Raw genomic sequence first — 14,667 nt, 5'->3', positions numbered from 1 at the left:
TCTCTATTTTTTGTTTAATGCAACACAGGAGAGGTGGGATCAAACAAATAGTGAGATGATTTTAATAGCTCATAAACATCTACTTCCTTTTCTTGTGCTTGACTGAAAAAATTCCGTAAGTCATTGGCTTCAGTGCTCTTCCATTCTTCTGCTTTCATGACTTTGCGTGATGTTCTTGGTTTTCTTACCGAAGTTGTGGTCTGAGGCTGGTCCAATTTATCTTTTGCTACAGAGCCGTCTAATACTTCCAGAATATGCTGGAGTAGTACCTGTAAGTTCTCGTTTGGATATTTTTTTAATGCAGAAGTGACATGCAGATCTATTGTAGCAGCGGGGTGACCTAAGGCCGTTAGCATACCTATAAGTGTGGAATAATGTGGTCCTAGATCTTTACGCTGTATTTCCGTTTTTAATGCAGCTTTTAAACGGTGTTGTTCAACATATTCCTCAATTTGAACTTGAGGGATAGTTAAGTCAGAATACCGTGCAATACGTGTGGGGTTGCCTGAGCGGAGTGCATCCAAAATATCGTGGACTGGCTGTAATTGTTCTTCGTAGACTTTTTTAAAAAGTTCAGATGTAATTTTTTCCAGACCAATGGTGATTGCATGAATCTGCACCAAGCAGAACAGTTTAACCACTAAATCTGGAATGCCCTGCGTATAATAATACCAAGTGTTTCTTAATTCATCGGTCAGTTCAGCTGGTTGTTGAACCCATTGATATTGCCACAGCTTGTTGGTGAAAGCATACCATTCAGAAATGATCATTTGATCAGGGGTGCTAGGATCGGGAGTGGGTACTTCATTGCGCATAGGTTCCCAGATTAAAGAGCCTAATCCCGCACTGCGTCTAGCTGATCTTAAGTCTTCTTGCAGAATTTCATTGGCTTTGGGTGTCCCAATCATCACAATTGGAATGGATGCCACATTCACAAGGGTGACAAAGAAATTAAGAATGATTTCAGCCCCGCCAGATTTTTTTGTATTCAAATGCTGGATTTCATCAATGATTAAAAGTCCAATTGAATAATTATTTGCGATAATTTTCATCTGCTGCAGCATGGCATTCACATTTAAGCGACTTCTGGTGAAACGATGCTCGAAGTTCGTATCTCCTAATGCTAAATCTACTGCTCTAAAAAAGTTTGAGCATAAGTTTTTTAAAGAGCTGTCATGCGGACAATCAATTTTAAGGTAAACAATTTGTTTTAATCCCAGCTCTCTATGTTCAATCACTTGCGGGTAATAACGCAAAATTTTGTTCATTGTCGTTGTTTTACCGCTTCCCGAACATCCTATAATTGACATGCTAGTTGCAGTCGACTCTGGAGGTGCATAGCGGTAACAGCTTTCATTTGATGGTTCTAGTTGCTGAAAAGCAGCGTGTAAATGTCGATGTCTATCCCCATTAGTGATGTTTCTACTCACATAACCTTGCCGAATCATAATAGAAATTTTTTGTTCAAGGGATAGATGTTTAGTTAGTGGTTGAAAAAAATCATGAGGCAACTGAGCAATCAGATGGATTCTTTCTGGTTGGGGTAAGAAACGCTGTTCTGGAATAAATTTCAGTTTCCCTCGTAGGTGTTTAATGACCGATTTTGTGTCAAGGATAGGCGGTAATTGAGTAATGAGAGGATTATCCCCATAGATATCTTCTATCGATGTGTTGACCACGAGTTCATTATTATTCATTCTTCATCGTCCTCTTCAAATAATTGTCTCATTAAGTCTGGTTGACTGGTCAAATCCAGATTGCTGCTGTGAGATGGGGGTGTTGGAGTATTGTCTTGGTTGGAATGGATAGTCCGGATAGAATTGACGAACATATTTTGGAGATGTTCCTCACGTTCCACCTGAATTGCTTCTTGTTTGTTCTGACGAATATCCCGAGTACGTTGTGCTTTAGAAAGTTGGTGAACTCCTGCTTGAGCCTGCCGGCTCTGTGCTGTGTGGATGATTTTGTCAGTAAAATCCTGCAATTCACTGATGGCTACGGACTTTAGTTGTGAATGCTGTTTTTCAACAGTTTTGATTGCTTTTTGAATTTGTTCAGCTTCCCACCAGGTCAAATGCTTATATTGACGTGAGGCATCACTTAAGTGAGCTTCCCAGTATTCCAATTTATTTTCATCATAAAAAACATAAATGGTATTTACTGAGTATGGGTCAAAACCAATCCGCAACTTTTTCGGGCGGGATTTGGTCGTGTTACGAATAAACCAGCCTTGTTGATGCATTTCCAAACATTGATAGACTAATCCTTTGACTTTAAGTCCTTTATCACTTAAGGATGCATCGATCCTAGGTAGCAAGCCAACATATAGTGATTTGTTATCCACTTGTCTCAACATCCCAGTACGGTGCTGTAGGCCCCACTGCCAGAGCTTAAGAGGGATAGAAGGCAGGTCAGTTGGCATATCGGCACTGCGATCATATTTTGTCAAAACGTCAAAATTATTGCGTAATAAGACGCAGCTTAATATGATTTTTCTGAACTCTTCTAGAGTCAGACAAGCTTCTAGGCGATAATCATGTCCGCCTTTCTTTTTTTCCTTGAATCCAGAAACAACACCGATATTCTCGTAGGATTTAAAGCGTGACTGAATGATTCCGAAAGCCCTCTCCACAATACCTTTGGCATCGCTTCGATATGGTGGAGCATTTTCAATTCGAACAGAAAAGTTTTTTTCAAGAAGTTCAATTTGATATCCAATTAGTTCACCGCGGTCTGCAAGTATGGCACTAGGTAAACCATAAATAGGCCAGTCTTCCGATTGTATTTGCAAGCCGTAACTCTGACAGAATGTCACTTTATCTTGGATTGCAACGCTGAGGCATTGTATGGCTGTGTTAAATGAACTGTTTTCCATACCGACATAAAGCCCAGTAATCATTCGGCTGAATACATCGATAACAATATATACGGTAGGTCTGCCAATAATCTGTGATGGATCTCGTGATGATACAAGGTAGATATCAGCAATTGTTGAATCTATCTCATAACGCGCACCAGGACCATTTGCTTGCTTGGTTGCTGTTGAAGTCAGAGGTTTGTGATCTTTCAGGGTTTTCTGATTCGTCAGAATTTCCTTGGAATTGTTCTTATTTCTGTATCGCGTATTATAAAAATAATAGAATTGAGCATACGTTGGAATATCTGCAGCTTGCACTTGATGAAAGTGCTTAGAAAATGAATTTTTAAACCGAAGATAAGTTTCGTTAATGGATTGTTTTTTGATAGGAATTAAATACTCTTCGATGGCTTTCTTAAAATACAATTCAACCTGTTCAGTGACATTCTTACCTTCACTTGATTCATAGATTCGTGGTCTGCCAATCTTTTTATTACCTATAACTCTTTTTTGGCCTTTTCCACCTGAGTTTTCATAGTCAGGTACCAAAGCATTTATAGTTTGCCCACGTTGCCAGTAACGTCTTAGTAGTCGTAGAATTTTATTAATTGATACCTCTTTTTCCAGATGTATCATTTTAACTTTTGCTGTTCTTATTTTTGCATTGATAAGAACTTGTTCATCATTAATTAGCTCTTGAATAATTGAAAAGTTTTCCTCTCTTTTTTTGAGTTGAATAGAATCTTCACTCAAGTTTAATCGTTTTAAGTATTCATAAGGATCTTGTGCTGGTATCAGGCTTTGATCATCTGAGAGAGTTTGAAGCTCCTTGGACAAAATGAGTTCAGGGAATGCATTTTTATTATCAATAGAAATCCATACCGTATGCTGCGGTAGGAATTTGAGTATTCGGTATTGTGTTGAATTCAAGATGTAAACTGAATTAATTAGTTGCATGGACTGTATTCTCATTCTGGAGCAAATTACTTGCATGAATATCAGAGAGTTTAAGCTCCAAGTACGAAATTTCTAGATTAAATTGCAGTATTCGCAGTGCAAATAGTTTTCTGAACAATGCGAGCGTCGTTCCGATACCCAGTTTTTGAGTTTGGTCAATATGCTTGCAGAAGGTGATTAAGGAGCTTTGAGGATACTGGCTAATTTCTTCCATAAGATAAACTGCTTGATCAATCATGTGATTCGTTATTTCAAGATCATTTTTTTCTACATACAGCCATTTAATATTCTCTAGTACCGTCGCAGGAATGTCTTTTTCAGTAATCAGCTTGAACGGCGTATTGTGCTCTTCTTCCCAGTAGCGACGTTTAATTTCTAATGACTCAATAATATGAGCTTTATTCAGATCCTTGCTGTAAAGAGTGTCAAGGGCTATAGAAAACTTGCCAAAATCAACTAAAAAATCTGATGATAGGGTAAACGGTATATAATCAACCGATATCTTTTTCATCCGATAACGAGAACAGATAGAGTTAAGATCATAGATATCTAAAGGATAATGTTCGCGAATATCTGTAACTTTCTGATTCCAATCAAGTAGTAAAAAAGTGGATAGTTCTAGATCAGAAAATAAGTGATGAAGACGTTTACTGACACGACCTTGTACTCTGTGAGAGCGACCAATTGAACTGAAGTTTTGAACAGTTTTGCAAGGTTTATAATCGCGTCCATGGCCTTGACCATACCCTTCCGTTACTAATTCTTCATAGTTTTTTATAATTTTTGCCATACAGAAGACCTGTGGGTTTTGGTTGATAATTCATCATATCTGAAGGGAGCTAATTTTGTATTTGGCAAAAATATACAAACTTAAATATATTCATATACAAACAAAATTTTATAATTTTAATTATATTATTCATATAATTTAATAACTTAAGTTTTAATTGAGTATTTTAATACTCAATTAATAGACTTTGGAAACATTATTGATAGGCTAAATCATCCACAACACGTCTTAGTGAGCATAGTTCCTTCCTAATCTAATTATACTTTTATGACCAAATACTATGCCTAATTATGGGAATTTAATTAAGTTTGTCTAATTTTTTATCTTAAGTTATTGATACTTTTCATTCATTGTTTTTTTAATTTTAAAATTAAGTTTGTATTTATATTTTATATATTAAATTATGAGCAAAATTAAGTTTGTTTTCATATTTCCATTATTTGAAAATATAAAACACGATTTTTTGATCGGAAAGGCAAAGATTAGCTGAAATAAGAATGATATTTTCAAGAGAAATTTAAAAAAATTGATACTTGTTGAATGTTAAATAAGAGTTTTATGTAGATGTATACTATTGAATATATTTTATTTTTAATAAAAACTTTGTTTTTGTAGCATGGGTTTTAATTTAGATTGCATTATATTAAAAAACCCTTTAGATTTGGCAGAGAACTACCATACCTAAAGGGTGTTCGATTTGCTGTTTGCTTACTTTATCAATATACAAACTAAAATAATTAAATCTAAACTTAATTATTTGATACAAACTTAATTATACGAACACACCAGCCCTTGATCAAAAATTATTATTCCACCGTCACAGACTTCGCCAAGTTACGTGGCTGATCGACATCTGTTCCACGCAGCACTGCAACATGGTAAGAGAGTAATTGCACGGGTACGCTGTATACGATTGGTGACAAGATTTCATTCACACTTGGCACATACACAACATGTTGACGATCTTTGGCTTTGATGCCGCTGTTTTCATCTGCGAAAACAAATAACTCACCACCACGTGCTTGCACTTCTTCCATGTTCGATTTGAGTTTGTCCAACATGTCATCTTGTGGAGCTAGAATCACCACAGGCATATCATTATCAACCAGTGCCAATGGACCATGTTTTAACTCACCAGCCGCATAGCCTTCTGCATGGATATATGAAATTTCTTTAAGTTTTAAAGCACCTTCAAGAGCGATAGGGAACTCAGTTCCACGACCCAAGAATAGGCAGTGATTTTTTTCAACAAATAATTCTGATAGACGTAGAATCTCAGCATTATTTTGTAAAGTATCTAAAATCACTTTTGGTGTATGCCAAAGCGCTGCAATAATTTCAGAAACACGGTCAGTTGAAATGCTTTGCTTAATTTGACCAATTTTCAATACCAATAGCATCAATGCCGCAAGCTGTGTCGTAAATGCTTTGGTCGAAGCAACACCAATTTCAGGGCCTGCAAGCGTCAACAAACTGTAGTTGGTTTCACGTACCATCGACGAAGTTGCGACGTTACAAATGGTCATGGTGGTGATATTTAAGCTTTTCGCTGCTGCACGTTTTTGCGTATCACGCAGTGCAGCTAAAGTATCGGCTGTTTCACCTGATTGAGAAATACAAACATACAGTGTGTTATTCACAATCACAGGCGAGCGATAACGGAATTCACTGGCAATTTCGACTTGGCAAGGCACGTCAATCAGTTGTTCAAACCAATATTTGGCAATCATGCCGGCATGGTAGCTGGTACCACATGCGATGATTTGCAGTTGTTGAATTTGGCTGAAATCTTGAGCTGCATTGGCAAGGAAATCATCACGAAGCGCATTACCATTTAATGCCTGAGAGATCGTTTGCTTAATCGCTTCAGGTTGCTCATAAATTTCTTTGAGCATATAGTGTTTATATTCACCTTTTGAAGCATTGCTGACAGTCGCATCAAGCTCTTTGACTGGACGATTCACCAATTTACCATCGACGAATACTTCAATAGTATTACGAGTTAAACGTGCAATATCACCTTCTTCAAGGTAGATAAAACGGTTGGTAATTGGTAAAAGTGCCAATTGATCCGAGCTAATAAAGTTCTCGCCAATACCGACACCAATCACGAGAGGTGAACCTTCACGCACCGTGATTAATTCATCAGGATGGTCGGTATGTACGATACCCAGTGCATAAGCACCTTTGAGTTGAGGCACCACACTTTTAACCGCTTCTAAAAGACTCGGGGTGCTTTTTAAAGCGTCATTGATTAAATGTGCGACAACTTCTGTATCTGTTTGTGATGTAAAGACATAACCAAGCGCTTCAAGATCATCTTTAAGCTCTTGATAGTTTTCAATAATACCGTTATGAACAACAGCCACATTGCCTGAAATATGCGGATGGGCATTATTTTCAGTCGGTTTACCATGGGTTGCCCAGCGCGTATGTGCAATACCGACCGAACCTGCGATATCTGCTTCTTCAACGGCTTGTTCAAGATTTGCAACTTTACCTACGCGACGTTCACGTAGAACATGGCCTTTATTAATCAGCGCTAAACCCGCAGAGTCATATCCACGATATTCAAGACGCTTTAAGCCTTCAATTAAAATATTGGTAATACTACGTTCTGCAACGCCACCGACAATACCGCACATAATTTAATCCTCTTATTTCTTCAATTTTTGGGGACGTTGATAGTTTTCTTTGGCAAATTGCTTCGAACGTTCTACCGCAAGGCTATTGTCTGCCACGTCACGTGTAATGGTTGAGCCAGCACCCACTGTTGCACCATGACCAATGGTGACAGGAGCGACTAATGAGCTATTTGAGCCGATAAAGGCTGAGTCACCGATAATGGTTTTAAATTTGTTGGCTCCATCATAGTTGCAGGTAATGGTGCCTGCACCAATGTTTGAACCTGCACCGACTTCTGCATCGCCTAAATAGGTAAAATGGTTGGCTTTAGAGCCGACGCCAATGCTTGAATTTTTGACTTCAACAAAGTTTCCAATATGTACTTCATTGGCCAAGTTTGCGCCTGGGCGTAAACGTGCAAATGGACCGATTTGAGCGTATTCACCAACAATGGCGCTGTCAAAAACGCTATATGGTTCAACTTTAGTGCCTGCTGCAATCTTGGTGTTTTTAATCACACAACCTGCACCAATTTCAACGTTATCACCGAGTTCAACAACACCTTCAATAATCACGTTGATATCGATACGGACATCTTGACCAACAGTCAATGTACCACGTAAGTCGAAACGTGCAGGATCAATCAGGTGAACGCCTTGTTGCATCAGTTGTTTGGCTTGGAAATTTTGAAATTCACGCTCTAATGCCGCTAATTGTACGCGGTCATTGACACCTTCCACTTCAAAAGCACGTTCTGGTTCAACAGATGCCACTTCGAGACCGTCAGCAATTGCCATTGCCACGATATCGGTCAGGTAATATTCACCTTGTGCATTATTATTGCTTAATTTTGGCAGCCATTCATGCAATTTGGCATTGCTCACTGCATAAATACCGGTATTAAATTCTTTGATCTTACGTTGTTCTTCAGAAGCATCTTTATGTTCAACAATGGCTTGAATCTTGCCATTTTCACGTACAATACGACCATAACCTGTCGCATCATTAACCGTTAGGGTTACTAAGCCAATACCTGTTTGAGCAGATGCATCTAATAGTTTTTGTAATGTTGCTTCAGTGATGCAAGGCACATCGCCCGAGAGAATCAAAGAAATCCCAGTTTTTGCTAGGACAGGCAGAGTCACTTTGACTGCATGGCCTGTACCTAATTGTTCTGCTTGTTCAACCCATTTCACATTTTCATGGGCAAATGCTTTTTGTACTTGATCACCGCCATGCCCATAGATGGTAATTATCTCTGCTGCTTGTAGTTTTTTTGCAGTGTTGATGACATGGCCGAGTAAAGGTTGTCCTGCAAGTGGTTGTAATACTTTGGGTAAACGAGAACGCATACGTGTTCCTTTACCAGCAGCAAGAATAATAACGCTCGTAGACATTTTAAATCCTAGGTGTTTCTATTACATAGACGAAATATAAAAATAAATACAGATGCAAAGCGCAGCCCAAAGGCCAGCAATAATATCGTCAAACATGATGCCAAAACCGCCACCGACTTGACGATCAATGACACGAATAGGCCAAGGTTTCCATACATCGAATAAACGGAATAGGGCAAAACCAATCAGTGCCCAAGTCCAGTTCATTTGCCCGAGGTACAAAACGGGAAGGAAAGTTATAGACTGCCCTGCAAACTCGTCCCAGACAATGCGCCCATCATCATGCACGCCCATGACTTTGGCGGTTTGACCGCAAATATAGATCCCAATAATCGACATGATGATCATGACTATAATGGAGTTGAAAAAGCCGATTGCAAGCCAACCTGGAATAAACAACAAAGCAAAAGCAGAGCCAAAGGTGCCCGGTGCTTTGGGTGCAAGACCCGAGCCAAATCCCACGCCACAAAAGGCGATGACTCGGTTAAACCAAGACATGGATTTAAAGTTAATGGCTGGCTTATGCAAAATGCTGGTATCCCTTAAATTTTATGACTTGGTCCACACCGTGGTTGTTATAACGGATTCCCAAATTTGGGGTGATTTGACCGATTTTACTAATGTTTACATCTAATTTTAGTTGCAGAAGTTTTTGATAATTCTGCGGACTTATTGTAAAGCATAACTCATAGTCATCTCCACCCGCGAGGGCGTATTGCCACTGCTTTTCTTGTTGTAATTGTTTTACATCGTGATCGATAGGAAGTTGATCTAATTCAATTTCTGCACCGACGTGTGAAGCAGCGAGGATATGTCCTAAATCTTGTGCGAGCCCATCAGAGACATCAATCATACTGTTGGCTAAGCCTTTGAGCTGTTGGCCCAATAAGCAACGTGGTGTGGGATAATCTAAACGGCGTTGTAAGCGATGACCTAAATGGTTTAAGCCAAATGCAGCATCGCCAACTTGACCGCTGACACAAATGAAATCACCAACTTGAGCGCCTGAGCGGGTTACTGCTTTGCCTATATCGACCCAGCCTAATGCTGTGACTGAAATCGTCAGATGTGGACTTTGAGTGGTATCCCCACCGATTAAACTCACACCAAATTGATCGCAACAATCATATAAACCCTGACTAAAGCCTTTGAGCCATTCATGATCAATTTGGGGTAGGCTTAATGCCAGTAAAATACTATGCGGTTTGGCACCCATTGCAGCAATGTCAGAAAGGTTGACGGCTACAGATTTCCAGCCAATGGCATGTGGGTTGGTGTCGAGAGGAAAATGACGTCCAGCAACGAGAGTATCGGCACAGATGACCAATTGTTGCTGTGGAGGAGGGGTGAGCAAGGCTGAGTCATCACCGACCCCTAAATCGACAGCACTACTGCTGTGACGATTAAAATAGGTATCAATGATAGAGAACTCAGCCATACAACGTACTACTTAATAAATTAATTAGCTTGTTGCTTTTCTGCTGCACGCAATGTAGTCGCTAAACGATCCAATACACCATTGATGTACTTATGGCTGTCTGCACCGCCAAAATGTTTAGCTAACTCGATCGCTTCATCGAGTACGACACGGTAAGGAATCTCAAGGTGTTCTTTGAGTTCATACGAGCCTAAACGAAGGGTTGCAAGTTCAACGCCATCTAAGGCTTCAACTTCGCGATCGAGTACAGGGATTAAAAGCGCATCCAATGCTTCATGATTGGCAACAACCTCGGTCAATAACTCGTGGTAATAGCCGAGATCTACCTTGTGCATGGCATTTTCTACACGCGTACGTGCTTCAATCTCATGCACAGGATTGCGGCTCATTTGCCATTCATAAATTCCTTGTACAGCAAAGCGACGTGCTTTACGTTTTGCTGCATAAGTTGCTTGAAGTGTTTGCGACATAGCGTTAAATAGCCTTTAACAAGTTAACCATTTCAATAGCAGTTAAGGCAGCTTCACTACCTTTATTGCCTGCTTTTGTACCTGAGCGTTCAATCGCTTGTTCAATACTATCCGTAGTCAATACACCATTAATTACTGGTAAGCCAGTGTCTAGACCAACAACGCCTAAACCTTTGGCACATTCGCCAGCAACAAAATCGAAGTGAGGCGTGCTACCACGAATCACTGCGCCAAGCGCGATGATGGCATCGAAACGATCTGAAGCTGCAAGTTTCTTCGCAACCACAGGAAGTTCCCAAGCACCCGGTGCATGAACAATAGTGATATTATCCTCTGATACGCCATGACGTTTCAATGTATCAACGGCACCTTCTAGCAAATGTTCAACAACAAAGCTATTAAAACGACCAACTAAAATCGCATAACGGTCTTCGTTCGCGAGATGTAACATACCTTCAATACGGCGAACTGCCATAGCAACCTCGATTATTTCTCTGATGTTTGATTTGCGGTGATATATTCCACCACTTCTAAGTTAAAACCTGATAATGCATTAAAACGTAATGGCGAGCTAAGAAGCTTCATTTTTTCCACGCCTAAATCACGTAAAATTTGTGCGCCGACACCAATGGTTTGATACTGCTGAGACAGTGCCGCATTGGATTTAACATTTTTCGGTGCAGTTAAATTTTCTAAAGCAGGGCCTAAGTCCTGTAAATGACGCTGACCAATCCACACTAAAACACCACGATCGCTTGAAGCAATTTCTTTCAGTGCTTTATCGAGATTCCACGCGGGAGCGCCATCTTGTTTATTCAGTTTTAGTAAGTCGCGAACTGGATTGAAACCGTGTACGCGTACAGTGGTTACACCTTGTTTTGGTTCGCCTTTCACAAGGGCTAAATGAATGTCTGGATTACCAATTTCACGGTAACGGAACAATTCAAACGTACCATATTCAGTATCTAAAGTTTGTTGATCAATGCGCTCAACGGTTTGCTCATTGGTCATGCGGTAGTGAATTAAGTCCGCAATCGTCCCCATTTTTAAGCCATGCTTTTCAGCAAAGACTTCAAGATCAGGGCGACGTGCCATGGTGCCGTCTTCATTGATGATTTCACAAATCACCGAAGCTGGCTCAAGACCTGCTAAACGCGATAAATCACAACCGGCTTCAGTATGACCTGCACGGTGAAGGACGCCACCAGGCTGTGCCATCAGCGGGAAAATATGGCCTGGCTGTACGATGTCAGCTGGTTTAGCATGTGCAGCTACCGCTGTTTGAATGGTGTGCGCACGTTCAGCAGGTGAGATGCCTGTTGAAATGCCATTTGCTGCTTCAATAGACAAGGTAAAGTTGGTACCGTGCTGCGCACCGTTTGCATCGACCATTAAAGGTAAATTTAACTGTTGGCAACGCTCTTTGCTGAGCGTTAAGCACACAAGACCACGCGCATGCGTAATCATGAAGTTGATATCTTCAGGGCGTACGTGGGTCGCAGCGATAACAAGGTCGCCTTCATTTTCACGATCTTCATCATCCATGAGGATGACCATTTTTCCTGCACGAATATCAGCTACGAGCTCTTCAACAGTATTGAGCGGCATCAATCTTCACCTTTTTTTTGTCTCGAATGACATTTACTTGCATTGATTGTTGCATAGTCTAACGTTTTTTTGCGTTCTTTGCCTATGCTTATCATTTTCCTTTAATGGCTCATTGTTATACACAGTCGTCAGAACCTTGAAAAGAGGACTTTATTTGAATTGTGCCATTTATGCCCAATCTTTAAACACTTGAAAAGCATAAAAATGGGTAAGCTTATACAGATTTTAAATAATTCAAATGAAAGAGATGAACAGTTTGTCGGAAAACTGTCGGTCTTTAACTCCATGAACTGTCACATAAAAATCAATCACGTTGATGCAGCCACATGGCTCTCTAAATATTGCCGAATCATCATCTTATTGGCGTTTAAAATAGTTTTTTGCAAATGTGGATCTGCGGCTGCACGCGCAATTAAAATGGCACCGGCAAGTTGGCAGATGATGGCCCAAGCATGTTCTTCGCTTCCGAGATGCTGACTAAATAAAGCCTGACCGCGCAGTAATTCCTTTTCATAGGCCTGTTTAATCGTGTCATCTGCACGAGCTACTTCGGTCGCAAGTGTCGGCAAAACACAGCCTTGTTCAGGATGTTCAAGGTGGGAAGGGGTTAAGTAACGGTCTAATTCAAAATTAATCCAGTCGGCTGCATTATGATGCGGGTTGCTTTGCCACATGTTAAAGCTTTGCTGCAATTCATATTCAACCAATGCTTTGAGTAAATCCTGTTTTGACGAAAAATGTGAATAGAATGCGCCACTAGTTACACCTGCAGCTTTCATTAAGCCGTCAACACCTGTTGCAGCAAAGCCATTTTTTTTCGCAATTTGTCCGCTGATGGTTAAAAGTTCTTGGCGTTTTTTTTGTTTGTATTCGGGTTTGTAGCGCATCTGCAACACCCTTGAAAATAAGATTGACGATAAATTAATCATAACATAGTATTCGTTATAGTAACGATCGTTATTTAATAATGTGTGGTTTAAAACCGACGCGTAAATAAAATGAGCGTGGAATAAAAATAAAACAGCAATGGAGTGAGACTATGCAACAACTCAATCGGATTTCGTCAAAAGTCGCTTTAGTGATTGGTGCAGGTGATGCAACTGGTGGTGAAATAGCCAAACGTTTTGCCCGGGAGGGTTATATTGCTTGTATGACACGACGAAATGCAGACAAATTAAAGCCTTTAATTGCTGAAATTCAAACACAGGGAGGGACTGCTTTTGGCTTTGGTTCTGATGCTCGAAAAGAAGAGCAAGTGATTGAACTCATCGAGCATATCGAATCAAACATTGGCCCGATTGAGGTCATGGTCTTTAATATTGGTGCCAACGTCCCTTGTAGTATTTTGGAAGAAACCGCACGTAAATATTTCAAAATATGGGAGATGGCATGTTTCTCGGCTTTTTTAACTGGTCGGGAAGTGGCAAAACGCATGGTGACACGTGAACGAGGCACGATTATTTTCACAGGAGCAACAGCTGGGACACGTGGTGCAGCAGGGTTTGCAGCATTTGCTGGCGCAAAACATGCGCTTCGTGCCTTGGCACAAAGCATGGCACGTGAACTTGGACCAAGAAATATTCATGTGGCACATGTAGTGGTTGATGGTGCAATTGATACCGATTTTATCAAAGATACATTCCCTGATCTTTATGCTAAAAAAGAGCAAGATGGTATTTTAAATCCAGTACATATTGCGGAAAATTATTGGCATCTCTCACAGCAACCACGGGATGCATGGACGCATGAATTAGATCTGCGACCATGGATGGAACGCTGGTAAGCACTGATTTAAAAATATTAGGACAAACAAGCAAAAAAAGGACGAAAAAAATGAAAGTCATTGAATTTTATTTTGATGTCGGCAGTCCATATAGCTACATTGGATTTCACCGTATTCAGCACATTGCTGAGCAATATCAGGCAGAAATTATCTGGAAACCGATGTTATTGGGTGGTGTGTTTAAAGCCACAGGCAATAGTAGCCCGATGGCGGTACCTGCGAAGGCACGTTATTCCATGATTGATCTTCAACGTTGGGCAAAGCTATGGCAGATACCTGTACAGATGAATCCTTATTTTCCAATCAATACCTTGCAATTGATGCGCTTACTCACAGCCGTTCAGCTATTTCAGCCTGAAAACTTCGTGCAAGTAGCGACAGGTATTTTTAACGCGATGTTTGGTCAGCCACGCAATTTAAATGATCTCACCACCTTCATGCAACTCATGCAAGAACTGGGGCTAGGTGCAGAACAAGTGAAACAGTGGTTGGATGATGAAAAAGTCAAATCTGAGCTGAAAGTGGTGACCGAAGGAGCTATTGAACGGGGTGTGTTTGGGGCGCCAAGTTGGTTTGTCGATGATGAGTTATATTGGGGTGTTGATCATTTACATTTTGTTGAGCATGCCTTGTCTGCAAAATGAATGACCCAGCGCAGCAAACTGTTCATTCAATTTAAACGTAGCTCTAACAAAAAAGCGAACCTCGATTCGCTTTTTTATGATCTAACTCAAATCAAGAC

The 14,667-nt window shown here is 40.3% G+C and carries 13 protein-coding genes; 2 read left to right on the top strand and 11 right to left on the bottom strand.

Features of this window, described 5'->3' with window-relative positions; genetic code table 11:
• Window positions 1-14: 14 nt before the first annotated feature.
• From FTU34_RS06680 to FTU34_RS06630, 11 genes are all read right to left on the bottom strand, one after another.
• On the bottom strand, window positions 15-1,697 hold the full coding sequence (locus FTU34_RS06680) for an AAA family ATPase (protein ID WP_180035097.1): 1,683 nt from the start codon (window positions 1,695-1,697) through the stop codon (window positions 15-17).
• Entirely contained in the window at window positions 1,694-3,814 is a 2,121-nt protein-coding gene (locus tag FTU34_RS06675) for a Mu transposase C-terminal domain-containing protein (protein WP_180035098.1), read from the bottom strand. The genes FTU34_RS06680 and FTU34_RS06675 overlap by 4 nt, the downstream gene beginning before the upstream one ends.
• Window positions 3,801-4,604, bottom strand: coding sequence for a TnsA endonuclease C-terminal domain-containing protein (locus tag FTU34_RS06670; RefSeq protein WP_180035099.1), 804 nt, complete (start codon window positions 4,602-4,604; stop codon window positions 3,801-3,803). Before FTU34_RS06670 ends, FTU34_RS06675 begins: the two co-directional genes overlap by 14 nt.
• A gap of 806 nt (window positions 4,605-5,410) precedes the next feature.
• Complete coding sequence (glmS, locus tag FTU34_RS06665; protein WP_180035100.1) at window positions 5,411-7,249, bottom strand: glutamine--fructose-6-phosphate transaminase (isomerizing); 1,839 nt, start codon at window positions 7,247-7,249, stop codon at window positions 5,411-5,413.
• Window positions 7,250-7,261: 12 nt separating this feature from the next.
• On the bottom strand, window positions 7,262-8,626 hold the full coding sequence (gene glmU / locus FTU34_RS06660; protein ID WP_180035101.1) for a bifunctional UDP-N-acetylglucosamine diphosphorylase/glucosamine-1-phosphate N-acetyltransferase GlmU: 1,365 nt from the start codon (window positions 8,624-8,626) through the stop codon (window positions 7,262-7,264).
• 21 nt (window positions 8,627-8,647) lie between these two features.
• On the bottom strand, window positions 8,648-9,124 hold the full coding sequence (locus tag FTU34_RS06655) for a phosphatidylglycerophosphatase A (RefSeq protein ID WP_180035150.1): 477 nt from the start codon (window positions 9,122-9,124) through the stop codon (window positions 8,648-8,650).
• Between the two features lie 22 nt (window positions 9,125-9,146).
• Window positions 9,147-10,064: a thiamine-phosphate kinase gene (gene thiL / locus FTU34_RS06650; RefSeq protein WP_180035102.1), complete on the bottom strand. Its 918-nt coding sequence runs from the start codon at window positions 10,062-10,064 to the stop codon at window positions 9,147-9,149.
• Between the two features lie 20 nt (window positions 10,065-10,084).
• Complete coding sequence (gene nusB, locus FTU34_RS06645; protein WP_180024787.1) at window positions 10,085-10,534, bottom strand: transcription antitermination factor NusB; 450 nt, start codon at window positions 10,532-10,534, stop codon at window positions 10,085-10,087.
• A 4-nt stretch (window positions 10,535-10,538) separates the two neighbouring features.
• Window positions 10,539-11,009, bottom strand: a complete 471-nt coding sequence (ribE, locus tag FTU34_RS06640) for a 6,7-dimethyl-8-ribityllumazine synthase (protein WP_111885509.1) — start codon at window positions 11,007-11,009, stop codon at window positions 10,539-10,541.
• Between the two features lie 11 nt (window positions 11,010-11,020).
• Window positions 11,021-12,142 (bottom strand): bifunctional 3,4-dihydroxy-2-butanone-4-phosphate synthase/GTP cyclohydrolase II, encoded by a 1,122-nt coding sequence (ribBA, locus tag FTU34_RS06635; RefSeq protein WP_111885508.1) that lies wholly within the window; start codon window positions 12,140-12,142, stop codon window positions 11,021-11,023.
• Window positions 12,143-12,450: 308 nt separating this feature from the next.
• Window positions 12,451-13,029, bottom strand: a complete 579-nt coding sequence (locus FTU34_RS06630; protein ID WP_180035103.1) for a TetR/AcrR family transcriptional regulator — start codon at window positions 13,027-13,029, stop codon at window positions 12,451-12,453.
• 152 nt (window positions 13,030-13,181) lie between these two features.
• On the opposite strand from FTU34_RS06630, the gene FTU34_RS06625 reads away from it, so the two are divergent.
• Both FTU34_RS06625 and FTU34_RS06620 read left to right on the top strand, forming a co-directional pair.
• Window positions 13,182-13,925 carry an SDR family oxidoreductase gene (locus FTU34_RS06625; RefSeq protein WP_180035104.1) on the top strand — a complete coding sequence of 248 codons (744 nt, stop codon included), beginning with the start codon at window positions 13,182-13,184 and terminating at the stop codon, window positions 13,923-13,925.
• Between the two features lie 50 nt (window positions 13,926-13,975).
• Window positions 13,976-14,569: a 2-hydroxychromene-2-carboxylate isomerase gene (locus FTU34_RS06620; RefSeq protein ID WP_180035105.1), complete on the top strand. Its 594-nt coding sequence runs from the start codon at window positions 13,976-13,978 to the stop codon at window positions 14,567-14,569.
• Window positions 14,570-14,667 lie beyond the last annotated feature (98 nt).

It is taken from the genome of Acinetobacter sp. YH12094, assembly GCF_013419295.1.
GTDB lineage: Bacteria > Pseudomonadota > Gammaproteobacteria > Pseudomonadales > Moraxellaceae > Acinetobacter > Acinetobacter amyesii.
Note: the sequence above shows the minus strand (reverse complement) of the source record. Positions and strands in the feature narration are given on the sequence as shown.

What these genes read in the sequence shown, in the direction of transcription:
- FTU34_RS06670 (WP_180035099.1), bottom strand. Translation starts at nt 4,604, where the DNA reads ATGGCAAAAATTATAAAAAACTATGAAGAATTAGTAACGGAAGGGTAT.
- thiL (WP_180035102.1), bottom strand. Translation starts at nt 10,064, where the DNA reads ATGGCTGAGTTCTCTATCATTGATACCTATTTTAATCGTCACAGCAGT.
- FTU34_RS06655 (WP_180035150.1), bottom strand. Translation starts at nt 9,124, where the DNA reads ATGTCTTGGTTTAACCGAGTCATCGCCTTTTGTGGCGTGGGATTTGGC.
- FTU34_RS06675 (WP_180035098.1), bottom strand. Translation starts at nt 3,814, where the DNA reads ATGCAACTAATTAATTCAGTTTACATCTTGAATTCAACACAATACCGA.
- FTU34_RS06630 (WP_180035103.1), bottom strand. Translation starts at nt 13,029, where the DNA reads ATGCGCTACAAACCCGAATACAAACAAAAAAAACGCCAAGAACTTTTA.
- ribBA (WP_111885508.1), bottom strand. Translation starts at nt 12,142, where the DNA reads ATGCCGCTCAATACTGTTGAAGAGCTCGTAGCTGATATTCGTGCAGGA.
- FTU34_RS06620 (WP_180035105.1), top strand. Translation starts at nt 13,976, where the DNA reads ATGAAAGTCATTGAATTTTATTTTGATGTCGGCAGTCCATATAGCTAC.
- nusB (WP_180024787.1), bottom strand. Translation starts at nt 10,534, where the DNA reads ATGTCGCAAACACTTCAAGCAACTTATGCAGCAAAACGTAAAGCACGT.
- ribE (WP_111885509.1), bottom strand. Translation starts at nt 11,009, where the DNA reads ATGGCAGTTCGCCGTATTGAAGGTATGTTACATCTCGCGAACGAAGAC.
- glmU (WP_180035101.1), bottom strand. Translation starts at nt 8,626, where the DNA reads ATGTCTACGAGCGTTATTATTCTTGCTGCTGGTAAAGGAACACGTATG.
- glmS (WP_180035100.1), bottom strand. Translation starts at nt 7,249, where the DNA reads ATGTGCGGTATTGTCGGTGGCGTTGCAGAACGTAGTATTACCAATATT.
- FTU34_RS06680 (WP_180035097.1), bottom strand. Translation starts at nt 1,697, where the DNA reads ATGAATAATAATGAACTCGTGGTCAACACATCGATAGAAGATATCTAT.
- FTU34_RS06625 (WP_180035104.1), top strand. Translation starts at nt 13,182, where the DNA reads ATGCAACAACTCAATCGGATTTCGTCAAAAGTCGCTTTAGTGATTGGT.